This is a genomic window from Succinatimonas hippei YIT 12066, from assembly GCF_000188195.1.
Lineage (GTDB): Bacteria > Pseudomonadota > Gammaproteobacteria > Enterobacterales > Succinivibrionaceae > Succinatimonas > Succinatimonas hippei.
In genome coordinates, this window is sequence record NZ_GL830989.1 from 1 (window position 1) to 16657 (window position 16657).

14 protein-coding genes are annotated in these 16657 nt (G+C 41.7%); 6 read left to right on the forward strand and 8 right to left on the reverse strand.

Annotation, left to right across the window (positions count from 1 at the left end; all coding sequences use genetic code 11):
- Window positions 1-359: 359 nt before the first annotated feature.
- Window positions 360-1613: a malic enzyme-like NAD(P)-binding protein gene (locus tag HMPREF9444_RS05000; RefSeq protein WP_009143291.1), complete on the forward strand. Its 1254-nt coding sequence runs from the start codon at window positions 360-362 to the stop codon at window positions 1611-1613.
- 44 nt (window positions 1614-1657) lie between these two features.
- Here HMPREF9444_RS05000 and HMPREF9444_RS10555 read toward each other — a convergent pair whose 3' ends face one another.
- Both HMPREF9444_RS10555 and rfaD read right to left on the reverse strand, forming a co-directional pair.
- Window positions 1658-2527: a rhomboid family intramembrane serine protease gene (locus HMPREF9444_RS10555; protein ID WP_009143292.1), complete on the reverse strand. Its 870-nt coding sequence runs from the start codon at window positions 2525-2527 to the stop codon at window positions 1658-1660.
- Entirely contained in the window at window positions 2527-3489 is a 963-nt protein-coding gene (rfaD, locus tag HMPREF9444_RS05010; RefSeq protein ID WP_040909264.1) for an ADP-glyceromanno-heptose 6-epimerase, read from the reverse strand. The genes HMPREF9444_RS10555 and rfaD overlap by 1 nt, the downstream gene beginning before the upstream one ends.
- Window positions 3490-3624: 135 nt before the next feature.
- On the opposite strand from rfaD, the gene waaF reads away from it, so the two are divergent.
- Window positions 3625-4650: a lipopolysaccharide heptosyltransferase II gene (gene waaF / locus HMPREF9444_RS05015; RefSeq protein ID WP_009143294.1), complete on the forward strand. Its 1026-nt coding sequence runs from the start codon at window positions 3625-3627 to the stop codon at window positions 4648-4650.
- Window position 4651: 1 nt separating this feature from the next.
- Complete coding sequence (locus HMPREF9444_RS05020) at window positions 4652-5938, forward strand: 3-deoxy-D-manno-octulosonic acid transferase (protein WP_009143295.1); 1287 nt, start codon at window positions 4652-4654, stop codon at window positions 5936-5938.
- Here HMPREF9444_RS05020 and HMPREF9444_RS05025 read toward each other — a convergent pair.
- The 5 genes from HMPREF9444_RS05025 to HMPREF9444_RS05045 all read right to left on the reverse strand — a co-directional run bounded on the left by HMPREF9444_RS05025 (window position 5927) and on the right by HMPREF9444_RS05045 (window position 11939).
- The gene (locus HMPREF9444_RS05025; protein ID WP_009143296.1) at window positions 5927-6658 is read right to left on the reverse strand and encodes a 3-deoxy-D-manno-octulosonic acid kinase; all 732 of its coding nucleotides are present in this window, start codon (window positions 6656-6658) and stop codon (window positions 5927-5929) included. The two genes, HMPREF9444_RS05020 and HMPREF9444_RS05025, sit on opposite strands and share 12 nt — an antisense overlap.
- Window positions 6655-8019 (reverse strand): 3-deoxy-D-manno-octulosonic acid transferase, encoded by a 1365-nt coding sequence (locus HMPREF9444_RS05030; RefSeq protein ID WP_148514365.1) that lies wholly within the window; start codon window positions 8017-8019, stop codon window positions 6655-6657. The genes HMPREF9444_RS05025 and HMPREF9444_RS05030 overlap by 4 nt, the downstream gene beginning before the upstream one ends.
- Before the next feature lie 3 nt (window positions 8020-8022).
- Window positions 8023-9846, reverse strand: coding sequence for a sulfatase-like hydrolase/transferase (locus HMPREF9444_RS05035; RefSeq protein WP_009143299.1), 1824 nt, complete (start codon window positions 9844-9846; stop codon window positions 8023-8025).
- Between the two features lie 141 nt (window positions 9847-9987).
- Window positions 9988-10899, reverse strand: a complete 912-nt coding sequence (locus HMPREF9444_RS05040) for a PfkB family carbohydrate kinase (protein WP_009143300.1) — start codon at window positions 10897-10899, stop codon at window positions 9988-9990.
- A 26-nt stretch (window positions 10900-10925) separates the two neighbouring features.
- Window positions 10926-11939, reverse strand: coding sequence for a LacI family DNA-binding transcriptional regulator (locus tag HMPREF9444_RS05045; RefSeq protein ID WP_009143301.1), 1014 nt, complete (start codon window positions 11937-11939; stop codon window positions 10926-10928).
- A 428-nt stretch (window positions 11940-12367) separates the two neighbouring features.
- Between HMPREF9444_RS05045 and HMPREF9444_RS05050 the strand changes: the two genes are divergently transcribed.
- From HMPREF9444_RS05050 to coaD, 3 genes are all read left to right on the forward strand, one after another.
- Window positions 12368-13975 carry an MFS transporter gene (locus HMPREF9444_RS05050; protein ID WP_040909265.1) on the forward strand — a complete coding sequence of 536 codons (1608 nt, stop codon included), beginning with the start codon at window positions 12368-12370 and terminating at the stop codon, window positions 13973-13975.
- Between the two features lie 311 nt (window positions 13976-14286).
- Entirely contained in the window at window positions 14287-15333 is a 1047-nt protein-coding gene (locus HMPREF9444_RS05055) for a glycosyltransferase family 9 protein (RefSeq protein WP_009143303.1), read from the forward strand.
- Complete coding sequence (coaD, locus tag HMPREF9444_RS05060; protein ID WP_009143304.1) at window positions 15326-15814, forward strand: pantetheine-phosphate adenylyltransferase; 489 nt, start codon at window positions 15326-15328, stop codon at window positions 15812-15814. Before HMPREF9444_RS05055 ends, coaD begins: the two co-directional genes overlap by 8 nt.
- 4 nt (window positions 15815-15818) lie before the next feature.
- Here coaD and mutM read toward each other — a convergent pair whose 3' ends face one another.
- Window positions 15819-16637 carry a bifunctional DNA-formamidopyrimidine glycosylase/DNA-(apurinic or apyrimidinic site) lyase gene (mutM, locus tag HMPREF9444_RS05065; protein ID WP_009143305.1) on the reverse strand — a complete coding sequence of 273 codons (819 nt, stop codon included), beginning with the start codon at window positions 16635-16637 and terminating at the stop codon, window positions 15819-15821.
- Between the last annotated feature and the right edge of the window lie 20 nt (window positions 16638-16657).

Genomic DNA, 16657 nt, shown 5'->3' on the forward strand with positions numbered 1-16657 from the left:
AATCATCGGCCTTTAGGCCGGTGAGGATGTCAATTGTCCGGTCAAACATTTAAAATTTCGCTAAGAGCCCGCCTGAGGCTGGCTTAAAAGGCCGCCGTTTATTTGCCGTTAAATTAACCTTAAAGTTAACGAACTCCACAGATTCAGACTTAATGCACAAATTCTGATCTTCAAAAGAAAAATTCTCAATTATTTGCCGCCATTAGTGATAATCTTATAGGTTGTGCTTTGAAAATAACTTCTTACATGAAGAAGAAAGCGCTTATAAATCTTTTTTATGAGCAAACACAAAAAGCTAAAAAGCTGCATTTTATAAAAAGCTATAGCTTAAAATTAACGTCAAAAATAAGGGGGACACCTTGGATCATCAGCAACTTCACGACGAAGCGTTAAAATATCATGAGTTCCCGACTCCGGGTAAGATCAAAGTCGTCGTTACAAAACCGGCAGAAACTTCTAGTGATTTAACCTTAGCCTACAGTCCCGGCGTTGCCGAACCGGTACGAGAAATCGCCAAAAATCCGTCTGATGCATTCAGATACACCGGAAAGGGCAACAGCGTAGCCATTATTTCCAACGGTACTGCAATTTTAGGCCTCGGCAACTTAGGACCTTTGGCTTCTAAACCGGTTATGGAAGGCAAAGCCTTACTGTTCAACCGCTTTGCCGGAATTAATGCTATTGATATTGAAGTTAAGCACGATACCGTTGATGAATTCATCAAAACCGTAGAATGCATCGCCGACACTTTCGGCGGCATCAACCTTGAAGACATTAAAGCACCGGAATGTTTCGTCATCGAGCGTGAATTAATTAAACGCTGCAAAGTTCCGGTATTCCATGACGACCAGCACGGTACCGCCATCGTTACCGCCGCCGGTATTTTAAATGCTCTTGAACTGCAAGGTAAGAAGATTGAAGATTGTAAAGTAGTCTGCGTAGGTGCAGGTGCAGCAGGCGTTGCTTGCTCTAACTTATTACTTGCCTGCGGAGCTGACAAAAAGAAATTCTTTATGGTTGATCGTCACGGTGTTATCCGCTCTGATCGTCCGCAGTACAATAACGGTGAAAAACCTTCATTCATCAACGATGCAGGTCCTAAGACCTTAGCTGAAGCCTGTGACGGAGCTGACATTTTATTGGGTGTATCCGGACCGGGTCTTGTCACTGAAGATGAAGTTAAGAGCCTTGCTCCCAAAGCGGTACTCTTTGCCTGCTCCAACCCGGATCCTGAAGTCGATCCTGAGCTCGTAAAACGCGTCCGTCCTGACATTATCATGGGTACCGGCCGTTCCGACTATCCGAACCAGATTAATAACGTTTTGTGCTTCCCGTTCCTCTTCCGCGGAACTTTGGATGTAAGAGCCACCTGCATTAACCTGGAAATGAAGAAAGCCGCAATGAACGCCATTCGCGAGCTTGCCAAAGAGCCGGTTCCTGCTGAAGTAGTTAAGGCTGCCCAAGTAGATAAGCTTGAGTTCGGTCCTGATTACGTAATTCCTAAGCCTATGGATCCGCGCCTGTTAAAACAGGTTTCCCGTGCCGTAGCTCAGGCTGCAGTCGACAGCGGTGCTGCCACTATTCCGATGCCGGAACACTATATGGAAGATTAATTTTCTTCATATATAAAAAAAGCCCTGCGGGGCTTTTTTTATGCTTAACGATTTTTTAAAACACTGCCAAGCGGCCGTTTTAAATCAATAAAGCCGCATAAAGCTCCTGCAGCAATCCCGCCTATATGACAGAAATTAGCAATGCCGTCCATAAAGAAACCTAAAGCGATAAAAACAAGACTTACCGTAAAAAGCCCTTTAGGAATATACAGCTTATAAGGCAAATCTTTCCTTAAAGACAAGACCGCCATATAACCGATTAGCCCGTATACGACCCCCGACATTCCGCCGAATACCGCGCCTGTCGGCAAAAACCACAGCTGAGCAATATTCGACAAAAGAGCAACTAAAATAAAAAGACCTATGAGCTTCAACGTTCCCAAATACCGTTCTATCGGTCTGGCAAAAGCTTCCCACATAACAAGATTAAAACCTATGTGCATAATGGAGAAATGCATAAACGCAGGCGTTACCAAGCGATATATCGCAAAATCATCACTTATAAGCCTGCTGTCGTATAAGCCCAAAGCATCAATAACCGAAGTTCTTGCCACGAACATTAACAAGTAGACGATAACGCAAACCGCCTCAACGGCCGTAGTAAAAGAAACCAGATCCATTGAAAATAAAGTAAAACCGCGTGCTTTTATTTCCGGTCTTTTGCGCAAAACCCGTCCGCGCTGCCATGCCGCATTCTTATATTTACGGTTTAGAGGATCGCGGGCAAACTCGGCAAATTCAGTACGCGCCCGATAAAGAGCAAGCTCATTATCCACGCATACCGAATAATTGCCGCCTAATTTTTCCCTAACGATGGCTTTTATATTTATTGACACTAAATAGTCGGCAAAAGTCAGAGCCGCGTCTTTTTGCGCAATGACTCCGACTTCAAAAGTAAAATTATCGTAGTTCACTATTTTTTATTCAGCCAATCCAAATACTCGGCCACGCCTTCGGCTACGGTTTTGAATTTAACATCGCAGCCGGCGGCTCTTAACTTGGTTAAATCAGCCTCCGTAAAGCACTGATAATGACCTACCAAATGCTCGGGGAAAGGAATAAACTCCACCTCTCCGCGACCGTGGTGTTTTATTACGGCTTTAGCGATATTTAAAAACGGCTCAGCACGTCCCGTTCCGCAGTTATAAATTCCGGACGGTCCTTTATGTTCAAAGAACCATAAATTTACCGCGGCAACATCTCCTACATAGACGAAATCACGAGTCTGTCCGCCGTCGGGATAGCCGTTGCAGCCTTTAAAAAGCTTAGGATTTTCACCGCGCAGCATCTGATTGTTAAGATGGAAAGCAACGCTTGCCATAGTGCCTTTATGCCCTTCACGCGGTCCGTACACATTAAAATACCTAAAACCTACGACCTGAGATTTAAGCTTGGGTAAACGTGCTCTTACATACTCATCAAAGAGGAATTTCGAATAACCGTAAACATTAAGCGGTCCTTCGTTTTTACGATCTTCGACAAAAACTTCGCCGCCGCCGTAGGTTGCTGCGGATGAAGCATAAAGGAAAGGAATACGATGCGCCGTCGCAAATTCAAACAAAGTTACGGTATACTCGTAATTGTTCTTCATAACGTATTTACCGTCCCATTCGGTAGTGGAAGAACAAGCACCCTCATGGAAAATCGCGTCAATTGAAGCTGCGCCGTAACGCTTGTCAAAAGCCTTTTCGTCTTGTATAAGCTCGATAAAGTCTTCTTTATCCATATAATCCTGAATATCAAGATCGATTAAATTGACAAACTTATGACCGTTTTTCAAATTATCGACCACTAAAATATCTTTTCTGCCTTTATCGTTTAAAGCTTTGACGATGTTGCTGCCGATAAAACCGGCGCCGCCTGTAACTATGATCATGGCAATTCCTTCAAATTTAAAATCCACTGGTTAAATTATAGCCGACATGAAAGCTTTTAGCTTCCACTTGCGATTTTACTTTTAACGTTAAGCGTTTTAAGATCGGTAGAAATACCTTATAAAGAGAACAAAAGAGTGCGAATTCTAGTTATTGCCCCCTCATGGCTTGGCGATCTTGTTATGTCGCAAAGCCTATATAAAGCTATTAAAAAAGCAAATCCCGACGCTACGATTGATCTTTATGCCTTAAAGTGGATGTTCCCTATCATAAAGCGCATGGATGAAGTAAATAACGTCATCGAAAATCCCTTTGCCCACGGCAGTTTTGATTTTTTAAAGCGTAAAAACGAAGGCATGAAACTGCGCGGCAAATACGATAAAGCGATTATTTTGCCTAATTCCTGGAAATCGGCATTAGTTCCGTTTTTTGCCGGGGTAAAAGAACGCTGCGGATTTATCGGAGAGTCCCGCTATTTTTTATTAAACGACTATCGCAATAACAAAAAAGACTTTCCTTTAATGGTGGAACGCTACAGCGCTCTTGCATTTTCTAAAGACTCGGTTAAGACGGCACAGGATCTGCCCGACATTTTATATCCGAGCTTAAAAACTCAAGAGCCAAGCTGCTCTCTCTTAGAAAAACTTAACCTCAGTCTTTCCCGCCCGCTGCTTGCATTAGGCTGCGGAGCAAATTACGGACCGTCAAAACTTTGGCCGCCCGAATACTTTGCCGAAGTTGCCGATAAATGGATAGAAAAAGGCGGTGCGGTCTTAGGTATCGGATCTAAAAACGATATTCCGACCGTCAATAAAATAAAAGAGCGAATTGATGTAAGGCATCTTTCTTATTTTTATGATATCGCCGGTAAAACCAACCTGGTTGAGGCGCTTGATCTTACTGCTAAGGCTGCTGCTGCAGTTTGTAATGATTCAGGTCTTATGCATTTGGTTGCGGCTGTCGGGGTTCCTCAAGTCGCTATTTTCGGTTCAACTTCTACGGGCTACACTCCGCCTCTTTCTGACAGAGCTGTTTGTCTTGAATCGGATGAACCGTGCCATCCGTGCTTTGAGCGCACCTGCAAATTCAAGACCTACGCTTGTCTTAAAAAGATAACCCCAAAACTTGTTATTGAACAATTGGCAAAACTTACCGGGATCTGACATGAGCCTTAAGTCTTCTTTAATTCTGTGCGCTTACAAAACGGCAACTGCATTAATCGCTCCTTTCGGTGCGATGTTTCTTGCCTATAAAAAACGCCGCGATCCGCCTTACGGTATGAGAATTTTCGAGCTCTTAGGCTTTTACAACGTAAGCTTCCGCCGCAGTATCTGGTTTCATACCGTAAGTGTCGGGGAAATTAACGCTGCCGCTCCTTTAATTAAAGCGTTCGTTAAGAATCATCCCAAACTTAACGTAGTAGTAACCACTACCACCACTACCGGAGCTGCACAGGTAAAAAAAATTCCGGGCGTCACTCATTTATTTGCGCCCCTTGATTCTCCCATTGCGTTAAGAGGCTTTACCAACGCCGTAAAACCGAGCCACCTTTTTATAATGGAGACGGAACTATGGCCGAATCTTCTTGACGAGGCGCACAAAAAGAATATCAAATTAATTGTTTTCAACGCTCGCATGCCGGAAAAGACCTGCGTTAAATACGAAAAGCATCTGCCTTTAATCAAAGATTTGATATCAAGTAAGCTTGATGAAGTTATTTGTCAAACTAAAGATGATGCCAAACGCTTTATCAGGATCGGAGTACCTGAGAACAAAGTAAGTATCAGCGGATCGTTAAAGTACGATCTTAAACCTAATGAAGCGCTGTTTTTTGATGTCAAAACCGGTATCAAGCACAACTTCAAAGATAAATTTGTCCTCTGCGCCTTCAGTACGCATGAAGGAGAAGAGTCCATTCTTATCGATGCCTACATTCAAATTCGCAGTAAACACCCTAATCTGCGCTTTATTATCGTACCGCGCCATCCTCAGGATACTGCCGCCGCGATTAAATGTCTTAAGGAAAAAAGCCTGTCTTACGCTTTAAGAAGCTCTTTTAATCAGAATTTGAGTGCATGGGGAGACGAAATCCTTATCGGTGATACCATGGGAGAAATGGAGCTTTACCTCGGGCTTAGCGATGCTGCTTTTGCCGGAGGAAGCTTTGTCGATATCGGAGGGCACAACCCTTTAGAACCTGCCTTCTTTGCTTTACCGGTTATCACAGGGCCTATCTACTATAACTTTAAAGATTTATTTGAGACCTTATTTGACAGTGAAGGAGCAATCCTCGTTCACAACAAAGAAGATCTGATTTCAGCGATTTCCTCCCTGATGGAAAATCCCGACAGATTAAAGCGTGTCGGACTTAACGCCATGGCCGTACAGCAACAGGGCCGCGGAGCACTTGATAAAACTTTAAAAGCAATAGAAACTAATTTAGTCCGCTAATGCGGCTTCTTTTAGTAAAGCAAAATCGCTTTCTTTAAAGTACGCCGCGTTTGCCGTTATGCGTACTTCTTTATTAAATGAGCGTAAAAGGCGGGCAAGCATAGCCTCCTTGTCCTGTCTGCCTAAGTCGGTGATTTTGCATTTATCAAAATCAATAACGTAAACATCTCCTTTGTTATCAAGAAGAATATTACGTATATTCAGATCGGTATGCAGAACGCCTTCATCAAAAAAGCGCTTTAAAGTACTGCCGATGCGAATAAACTCATCAGCACTTAAATGTCTGTTTTTAATTACATAAGACAAATCAGCGCAGTTTTTAATCTGTTTTATGATAATGTAATTGCGTAAAAATAAACCGCTTTTCTCTTCTTTAGCCGCAACCGGCTCGGGAACGGGCAAACCTTTAGCTTTTAGCCTGACAAGCAAAATAAACTCATCAAAGGCCCGATGCGCATCATGTGATGCAATGAAAAACTTATCATGCATAAGTTTTCCCCAAAGGCCGCCGCGCAAATACTGCCGCAGCACTAAATCTTCACCGGATAAAGAAAATAAAGCCGTCTGCCCGCGACCGCCTTTAAATGAAAGAGCGGCTGCATTTTTTTTAATAAAGTCTAAAGAAAAAAGCCTATTTAACTCAGCAGCACTTTTATACGGCAATGAAAAATCATCTGCCGTAATAAATTTTGCATTTTTAAAAACAACCTGCTCTGTCATTTTTGTGCTTCTTGCTGCGCTTTTAACTTCAAAACCTTATCTAAGTCGTCAGGAGATAAGGAACACTTATCCTGATAACGGTCATAGCAGAACATATTTACCTGATCGACGTAGCTGACGCTTTCATGGAACTTACGGGAATTCGTGGCACTGACGAAATTCATGGCTACCATAAAAGCAGCAAAATAAAACATATATTTAGGCTTTAAGAAGAAAATCTTTTTTTCTACAAGGCATAAGACCGGCAGCAGCGCAAAAGCAAATAAAATAATTATCTGCCAGTAATTTAAGGTTAAAGTCGCAGCTGCGGCAGCTGCCACAAGCGCAATAATTGCAGCAATCGAAACTTCGCGCACGAAATTAAATTCAGGATCCTGCTCTTTTAACTCACGTTTTTTAAACAGCAAAATGTAATTTGCATAAGCGCTTATAAGTACCGTAATACCGCCTATAACCTGGGTAAGCACAAGCCAGGAGTAACGCAAGATATCAAAAATAAAAGGCATGTCTCCTGCAAGCGGTGCTGAAACAATAGATTTTTGGGTTACCAACAACGAGCCGAAACGCAGCCAATACAAAAGAGCTTTAAAAATCGGATAGACGTGCACCAATCCGTAGCCGAAATACCTGTCTTTAGCATACTCTTCAGGATTGCTTATAATGCGCTCGTTTACCATTATCTCCATAAAATACGGGATCAAAGTAAGAGCAATCAGCACAACACCTACCGCCACGCCTAAATAACTTACTTTAATGGCCTTTCTAAGCCATAACACACCGGACAGGGCGACAAGAACCGGCCAAGAATAATGAAACTGCATACACCAGCCGGCTGCCAAAACCAAAACTACCGAGAGAGAAAAACGCATTAGGGCACTGACTTTGTTGTCTTTCCTCAGTCTTATTAGCATATTTAAAAATAATGCCGCGCCGAATGACAAATATGACGGGTTATACAAAAGGCTGTCATATAAAAACCACGGATTTAACACATATAAAAGCGCCCCGGAAACTACCGTACGGCGGGAAAACAGCAAAGTTAAAGCGTTAACGAAAATCGCATAGCCTATAAGTCTTATTACAAGCAGCAGCAATACGGGCGACAAAGGATGAGCAAAGATAATAAGCGGCAAACCTATGACGATGGATGACAATGAACCGGGCACATTGCCGACGGTACTTGCCTCATTGCCGTAGGGCAGGAATTCTCCCGTCATTAAAGCGTGATAGCCCTTTTCAATCATCTGCAGCTGATCACCGCTTACGATTTGATTTGACTCATAATAAAAAGCCAAAACAAAGGAAATAAGCGCAAAAAGGCAGATTGCCAACAGATCTTTTGAAGTAAGCTTCTCCGGCATCACTTATTTATCTCCCAAATACTCGGAAAAAGTTCTTACGGCATCCAGCAAATAAGCATCGCGTGCCGTATTGTCGGTATCATTGTAGTGTTTATCTTTAAAACGCAGCATGCCAAGTTCGTCGATAAGCACAATGCGATCTTTCTCAACAATAGCGTTCTCAAGATAAGATCCGCACAAAACATAGTTAACCGGTTTTAAATTAAAAAGATTTTGCCCGATACTGAAATCACTAATAGGATTAGTAACACCGAACACTTCGGGCAATATGGTTGCGGTCAAATCATAAGCACTTGTCGTCATATCCACGCTGCCGCGGCCTTTACCCGGCCATTTGATAATAAGCGGGATCTTGATCTGGGCATTGGTAAAGTTTGAATTATGTCCCCAGAAATTATCCCCGTTATCGTTAAATTCCTCACCGTGATCGGAGGTAATAACTATGACGGTATTTTCATCATAACCGTTGTCTTTGAGCAGATCCAAAACCTTTTTGATATTGAGATCCGCGTAGTACACGGAGTTTTTATACAAATTAAAATACGGGGTCGGATCGGTGTCTTCCTTTAATGCCAGATGATTAACCGTAGTCCATGCCGGCTGGAACGGTCCTTTAAACCCTTCTGGTACTGCCGTACTGTGCACATTATCAAGGAAGATAAAGCTGAAGAAATTTTTATTATCAGCTTTACGCTTGCCTAAAAACTCTGCAAAATCATTAATCGCATCGGCATCGCGCTCAAATACGTTATTGCCATCAGACTGCGGACGCAGATTCTTCTCACCGACAAAAACGGTATTATGAAACTCAGGCTTAAATACGGTAGCTGACGTAAATACGCCTAAAGCATAATTCTGATCGCGCGTTGCCTGGACTATGGCCGCAGGAATTCCGGCGGACAGTGCAACCTGCCAATAAGAAGGCGGCAAGCCATAGAAAAGACCGAAAATACCGCCGCGCGTTGAGTTAGAGCTTGAATAATGATCGTTAAAGACATAGCCGTTTTCAGAGAAAGCGTAAGTATTAGGCATAATGTCCTTAGTAAAGGCGTCATAACGCAAAGTATCAATGGCAAGCCATAAAACATTAAGTTTTTTCTCAACCGGTGCGTATTGAAGCTTTTCTTTAGGATATTTGAAAAAACCGCTTTGACCTACATGCACTTTGCGATTTGCTATGTCATCCTCAGTAATATAGCCGACCTTTATAAGGAAAGAATTCATGGTTAAAGGCTTGTACACAGGAAGACGATTGGCAATCTCAGTGATAGACAGCACCGCCTTTGCCGAAGCAAAAGCGTGAACAAGATTGGCACCAAGATACAAAGAGATAGCGATAACGGCAAAATATATTACCTTACGGGATTTTTTCGCAAAAGAAAAAGCCAAAATTACCGCCGCTGCGGAAAAGAACAGTAAAACGACAACCTCAAGCACAATTGATAAAATAGTTGCCGTCGAGAATGAAATAATTTGTCCGCCGCCGTTTACAAATAAATCCAGCATGGCAAGATTTACATGAAAACGGTACAAAGAAAACACATGCGCATCAACGGCTAAAACTATTTGCAGCAAAAGTGCAATGATAACGCCGTAAAAAATAAATCCTTTACCCCATTTTTTCTTTAAAAGCGCAGGCACAAAAAGGAAGATCAGGCCGCCTAATAAAAAATAGATGAAAAAAAGCCCGATAGCGGCTGCGGCAAAAGTCATAAGAACTCCTGCCGAACTCTTATTAAAATCCGGGGCAAAAAAAGTTGAATAATATAAAGCTAAGGGTAAATTTAAAACTGCAAACCAGCTTATAAGACGTAAACTTTTAACCATGACACTTCTTCTTTTTCTTTTTAAAAAGATATGTGCGATCTTAACAAAATTACGTCAAAAGCGTTCTAATTTACCGCCGGAAAAACACCGATATACCGATTTTTTGCAAAAAATCGAACAATCAGTGTTGTTTTTGAAGGTTTAAATGCCAAGAGACTCTTTTAATTGATCTGTAAGCTCAGGCATCGCTCCTTGCTGCGTACAGACATAAGCTGAAATCTCCACAGCCTTTTCGTGGGCAAAGTTAAGGTTTTTGCCCTGCATAAGCAAACTTACCAAAGATGCGGTAAACGAATCTCCGGCTCCTACCGTATCTAGCGCCTTAATGACAGGGGTTTTCTTTATGGAAGTTTCATCATTTATGAAAACAGTACTCTGCTTGGCACCTTCGGTAAAAATAAAACCGTAAATACCTCTGTCGGCAAGATAGTCCCGATAGGCGGCAGCCGAGGCGTTTTTAATACCGGCAATTTCACACAAAACAGGCAGCTCATCTTCATTGCATTTAAAAATATCGGTACGTTTTAAAGATTCTTCTATAACTTCTTTAGAAAAATAATTGCGTCTTAAGTTTACGTCAAAAACTCTGATGCGTTTATCTTCATCCATCGTATCAAGGAATTTCATTACGGTTTCATGGGTCATTTTGCTGCGTTGTGCCAAAGTTCCGAAACAACACATCTGTAGTTTTTGGGCCACATCCTGCAGCAGCTCATCAAACGGAATATTGTCAAAAGCAGTGTCCTCAAGAAATAGATAAGTCGGAACACCTTTGGCATTTAACAGGACATTAACCGCTCCGGTATTTTTACTGTTAGGCAGAAGCAGAGCCGGCAAAAATTTAGCGGCCAAAATATTTCTTGCTTTAAACCCTAATTCATCGTTGCCTACAGAGCTGATAATTATGGAATCAAGTCCCAACTGCCTGCAATGAAACGCAAAATTGGCAGGAGCTCCGCCGATTTTGGCCTCATTAGGATAGACGTCAAAAAGAACCTCCCCAAGACCCGCGCATTTAATGCGCTTTCCGCCGAACTTCCTGAAGTCCAACATATATTCACCTCAAAAATTTGTAAAATTTATCTATTTGAAACCGCAATTCCAGCTGTTGACGCTCGGGTAAGCAGCATCGGTTCAAGACAAATGTGTTCAAAATCACCGGTCTTTCCGTTTATTCGTTCAAACAACAATCTGACCGCAACAGTGGCCATTTCTTCTACCGGTTGTCTTAAAGATGTCACAGGTGTCGGATAAAAACGTCCCCACTTACTGTCACCATATGCAACTACCGAAACTGCATCCGGGATTTTTATCCCTTTTAAATTGAGTGCATACAAAATTCCGGCTGTTATAGCGTTATTAGCTCCGACAATTGCTGTAGGTCTGCTCACACCGTGACGCATCAGCAAAATACTGGTTTGCTCGAAGGCTCCCATATATAGTTCATCGAACTCGACAGCATTAATGTCAATAACTTCAATATCATTTGCGTAGTTTTGTGCAGCCTCCGCCCTTTCGCTAAAGGTATACACTTTACGGCTTCCTGACAAAACAACTATTTTTTTATGCCCTAATGCCGTCAAATGATCCAAAATCTGCTCCATCCCGCCTTTATTATTGACAACCACGCTGTCACAAGACAACTCAGGCAAGGTTCTGTCTACCATCACTACAGGGATGTTGGAATCAAAAGATCTGTACGTTGCGGCAAAACTCTGTGAAGGCATTGCTACTATTCCCTTCAAATTAAGGCAATCCCATTGCTTTAAAAGCTGAGCCTCAAGCGCACTCTGCTCATAAGTACAGCCGACAACTACAGAATAATTTCTTGAATATGCAAAATCCTGAACGGTCTTTACAATCATATTGGAAAAGCTGTTGGTCAAATCAGCGACCAAAATACCAATAAGGGCAGAAGGGTTATGTAATGAATAACTGCCTTTTGTTAATTTATTTAAATAACCTTGTTCTTTTGCCGTTTGCAAAACCAAATGTCTGGTCTTTGCCGAAACCATTTGCGGTTTTTGCAAGGCGCGCGAAACGGTAGACGGAGATATTCCTAAAGACTTAGCAATAGTTGTAATACTTGCCATGACATACCTTTTGATTCTTTGCTTTCAAAAATGAAGATACCACTTAAATTCGAGCATATAAAGTTAAGTTAACAGCAAATTTGCAAATTGTTAACCTTATACACAAAAATTTATGCAAAGTTTTGCATGAATTGCACTATTTTCTTTTAATTTTTAATCTTATTTTAACTTAAATTTATCATCTTATAATTTATTGATATTAAACGATAATTAAATATTTTGTTCTGTTTTTACATATTCTGTTTTTAGAAAAAAATCACTAGACTTTCGTAAAATTTCTTCGTTTTTTATTTCACATAACACGTGTTATGCAAAATTTTGCAATAATTTTTGAGATTTGCAAATATTTTTTCATTGTTCGTTTATTCCATTATTTACTCAACACAAATCGTGTCCGTAACACGAAACATTATGCAGGTGGTATTTATATGAACAAAAGACTTTTACTGTGGGCCGTAACCTCGGCCCTTGCCGGATTGCTATTTGGATTTGATACCGTTGTCATTTCCGGCGCTGAAAGCAAAATTCAGCAACTGTGGTCATTAAGCGGAACCATGCACGGTCTTGCCATCAGTGCCGCCCTCTGGGGTACCGTATTAGGTGCTTTAATCGGCAGTATTCCTACCGCTAAATGGGGCAGAAAAAAGACTCTTATTTGTAACGGATTTCTTTTCATTTTTGGAGCAGCCGGTACCGCCTTTGCCTGGAACTTCACATCATTTGCGCTGTGCAGATTTGTAGGCGGGATCGGGATCGGTATTTCAACTATTGCCGCACCTCTCTTTATTGCCGAAATATCACCGGCGCAAGACAGAGGCAAATTAACCGGTTTATTTCAATTTAATATAGTATTCGGTATCTTGCTTGCGTTTTTCTCAAACTTCGTAATTATGCAATTTGCTCCTGAACATACAGCCTGGCGCTGGATGCTCGGAATTCAATTGGTTCCTGCCGTTTTATATACGATTTTATGCTTCTCTTTGCCTGAATCCCCACGCTGGCTTATAACTGCCGCCAATAAGGACGCAGAAGCCAAACATGTTTTCTCTTTAATTAACCCTACAATGAATGATACCGAGCTTGACAATCTCGTAGTTCAAATCAAGCAAAGCGCTATTGAAGAAGGCAAAAACAAAGAAACAACAACCAAATTCTTTACAAGACGCTTACGTTACCCGATTTTATTTGCCTTTTTAATCGCTGCATTCAACCAACTTTCAGGAATTAACATCATATTGTACTTTGCGCCGCGCCTCTTAGGTCTTGCAGGTATAGAAGATCCTGTTGCAGCTTCAATTTCTTTAGGCGTAACCAATTTAATCGCTACCTTCATAGGTATACGCTTAATCGACGTACTCGGGCGAAAGACCCTGCTTTTAATCGGATGCGTAGGCTATATTTTAAGCCTTGCCGTCTGCACCTTCTCATTCTTTAATTTCAGCGAGCTTAAAGTCGTTTCATCCTCTATAGATACAGTTGCATCGGCTCAGCAACTAATAAATATGGAAGCAGGAAATATATACTTCACACCTGAAGACAAAGACAATGCCGTTATCAAATATAATCAGGCCCGCGACAATCTGATTGTCGTAACTGCTAACGATCAATTCAAAGACTTAACTGCAAGTCTTGATGCAAACACTCCTGTAGATAAAGTCCTTAGTGTCGCACAGCAAGTCAAACATGAAGCATCTTCCGACTTGGGATCTGTAAGTTTTGTTGTCCTCATTTGCATGATTATCTTTATCGCTTCCCATGCCATAGGATCAGGAACAATCATATGGGTATTCATCTCTGAAATCTTCCCTAACGATCAACGTGCTAAAGGACAATCACTGGGCAGTTTCACCCACTGGATTTTTGCCGCCGGACTGACATTAGTCTTCCCGATCGCTATCGCAAAGTTTGATGCGGGTTATATGTTCGGATTCTTCTGCTTTATGATGATCCTCCAATTAATTTGGTGTAAATTCATGATGCCTGAAACCAAAGGTAAAACCCTTGAGGAAATCGGCGCAATTCTGGCTAATAAATAAAAAGTCGACTGTAAAAGCTCTGCAAATGCAGGGCTTTTTTACTTCTGTCTCATTTTCAGTAAAAAAGCCACTATTCTTTTTAAAAAGACCGCAATAATTTATTTAAAATCAATAAATTATTATTAACATTATATGTTTTTGAGGTATTTCATTATGCGTTTTTGAGGTAATTTATTATATATTTTTGAAGTGAGTTCATTTTTTCCGCTACCCCAAAAACATGCTTATACCGGAAGAACTATAAACGATTGCTAAAGTAAAGCCGACTACTTTCCTCTTTTGCTAAAATTAGTAAAAAGGAAATTAACTCTATGGCAAATTTAAAAAATATCTGCGTATTGCGTCTTTCTGCCTTAGGAGACTGCATCAACGCCTTCGGTTTTATCGGCGGTTTAAAAAAGGCCGACCCGAATCTTGATATCAGCATGATCATCGACAAGCGTTTTGCTTCCATGTTCAAGGATGCAAATAATAATGACTTGATCCCTCTTTATACGGTTGATTTTAAAAACGAAGGACTTAAAAGTATTTTATCCCTCAAAAAAGAATTAAAAGGAAAAACTTTTGATGCCCTTTTAAATATTCAGACATCAATTAAAGCGTCACTTTTATCTCTTGCCGTAAAAGCCCCGCTTAAAATCGGCTACGATAATGCAAGATCACGCGAAGGCCAGCGTTTTTTTGTCAATAAGACCGCACCGGCCTCTGCTAATCCGCATGTTCTTGCCGGATTTATCTCATTTGCTAAAGCTTTAGGCTATGACAATGTCACCCCGTATTGGGACTTTAAGCTTGAAGAGGCGGAATTATCAGAAATGCGCAATCAACTTCCTGATAAGCCGATTTTTGTCATTGCTCCGGCCTCAGCAAAAGCTGAAAAAAATTGGACGATAGAAGGTTACAGCGCTCTTGCCAAACTTGCGCTTAAAAAGGGATTTGTCCCGGTCCTATTAGGATCCAAAGCTCCGCTTGAGTTGAATTTATCTAAAGCTATTGCCGATACGGCAGGAGACGGCGTTATTAACCTCTGCGGTAAAACCACGCTGCGCCAAATGCTTTGCATTCTGAAAATCGCCAAACTGGCTTTATGTCCCGACAGCGGAACCATGCACGCGGCAAGTGCAGTCGGCACTCCGGTTATAGGTTTATTTGCCCGCCACAGTGAAAAACGGGTCGGACCCTGGAATTATATGAACCTGTGCGTAAGCGTTTATGATAAGCTTGCAAAGTCCGAATTAAACGGTAAAGATGCGCCATGGCGATACCGCGTCAAACAGAACAACGCCATGGAACAAATAACTATTGATGCAGTAAAGGATATGTTTTTAAAGGTATTAAAGGAGATGGGTTATGAGTAAAAAAATTCTGGCAGTATTTCCGGGTACTTTTGATCCTCCGACTTTAGGACACTTTGATATCATCACCCGAGCATCCCGTCTTTTTGATGAATTGCTGATTGCCGTCGCCAACAGCCCGAGCAAGCATACTTTAATTACCCTTGAAGATCGCATCATGATGATGAAGGAAAGCTGCAAAGATCTGCCTAATGTAAGGGTAGAAGGTTTTTGTGAGCTTTTAGTTTCTTTTCTTGCAAAACAGCAGGCCAAAGTACTAGTACGCGGCGTAAGAACCGTAGCCGACTATGATTATGAAATTCAGCTTACCGGAATGTACCGCACCATGATGCCGGATCTTGAAATCGTCATGCTGCCTACCTCAGGCAACCTGTCTTACATTTCATCTACGCTCGTACGTGACGTAATCATTCACCGCGGCGATATCTCCTCTTTCGTACCGCCGGCAGTTACTGAGCTTGTAAACAATAAATATATTCACTAAATTTTTAGTGCTGGCAATGTCCGCAAAAATAAGTATGTCTCTGCCCTTGTACCGTTCCCAGAATCGGGTGACCGCAGCGAGGGCACTTTTCTCCTTCATGTCCGTACACATTTAAGTTCTGAACGAAATAGCCGGGCTTTCCGTCGGCACCTGAAAAATCCCTGATTGTAGTCCCGCCTTTTTTAATGGACTCGTGTAAAAGTTTTCTTATCACTTCAACCAGCTTTTCACACTCTTCACGCGTAATCGTAGATGCGCTTCTTAACGGCGAAATTTCAGCAAGAAATAAAGACTCGCTGGCATAAATATTACCGACGCCGACAACTACTTTACTGTCCATGATCGCCTGCTTAACCGCAATATGACGTTTTTTTAATGTGTTATACAGATAATCGGCGTTAAAAGCATCGCTAAAGGGCTCCGGACCTAAATTTTTCAAAACCTCAGAGGCTAAAGGATCGTTGCCTTCTTTTACGTAAGCCACCAAGCCGAAGCGTCTTGGATCGTTCAGGCGAACATCCTTACCGTTATCAAGAGCTAAAGCGAAATGATCGTGCAGAATAAAAGGAGCCTCATGATCCACGACTTTCAAATGACCGCTCATGCCCAAATGTACGATAATCGAGCCCTTGGTCGTAGTAACAATGATATATTTGCCGCGGCGCTGCAGCGACAATACTTTTGCGCCTTGCAATTGATACAAATCATCACTAAGCGGGATCCGAAGTTTCTTTTCACCTTTAAAAACAGATTTAATGACACTGTCTTTTAAAGCAGGAGAAACTCCGCGCATCGTAACTTCAACTTCAGGTAATTCAGGCATAAATTTACTCCGCAGAAAAA

What these genes read in the sequence shown, in the direction of transcription:
- HMPREF9444_RS05030 (WP_148514365.1), bottom strand. Translation starts at nt 8,019, where the DNA reads ATGCCGGAGAAGCTTACTTCAAAAGATCTGTTGGCAATCTGCCTTTTT.
- rfaD (WP_040909264.1), bottom strand. Translation starts at nt 3,489, where the DNA reads ATGATCATAGTTACAGGCGGCGCCGGTTTTATCGGCAGCAACATCGTC.
- HMPREF9444_RS05040 (WP_009143300.1), bottom strand. Translation starts at nt 10,899, where the DNA reads ATGTTGGACTTCAGGAAGTTCGGCGGAAAGCGCATTAAATGCGCGGGT.
- HMPREF9444_RS05045 (WP_009143301.1), bottom strand. Translation starts at nt 11,939, where the DNA reads ATGGCAAGTATTACAACTATTGCTAAGTCTTTAGGAATATCTCCGTCT.
- mutM (WP_009143305.1), bottom strand. Translation starts at nt 16,637, where the DNA reads ATGCCTGAATTACCTGAAGTTGAAGTTACGATGCGCGGAGTTTCTCCT.
- HMPREF9444_RS05055 (WP_009143303.1), top strand. Translation starts at nt 14,287, where the DNA reads ATGGCAAATTTAAAAAATATCTGCGTATTGCGTCTTTCTGCCTTAGGA.
- HMPREF9444_RS05020 (WP_009143295.1), top strand. Translation starts at nt 4,652, where the DNA reads ATGAGCCTTAAGTCTTCTTTAATTCTGTGCGCTTACAAAACGGCAACT.
- HMPREF9444_RS05050 (WP_040909265.1), top strand. Translation starts at nt 12,368, where the DNA reads ATGAACAAAAGACTTTTACTGTGGGCCGTAACCTCGGCCCTTGCCGGA.
- HMPREF9444_RS05025 (WP_009143296.1), bottom strand. Translation starts at nt 6,658, where the DNA reads ATGACAGAGCAGGTTGTTTTTAAAAATGCAAAATTTATTACGGCAGAT.
- HMPREF9444_RS05035 (WP_009143299.1), bottom strand. Translation starts at nt 9,846, where the DNA reads ATGGTTAAAAGTTTACGTCTTATAAGCTGGTTTGCAGTTTTAAATTTA.
- coaD (WP_009143304.1), top strand. Translation starts at nt 15,326, where the DNA reads ATGAGTAAAAAAATTCTGGCAGTATTTCCGGGTACTTTTGATCCTCCG.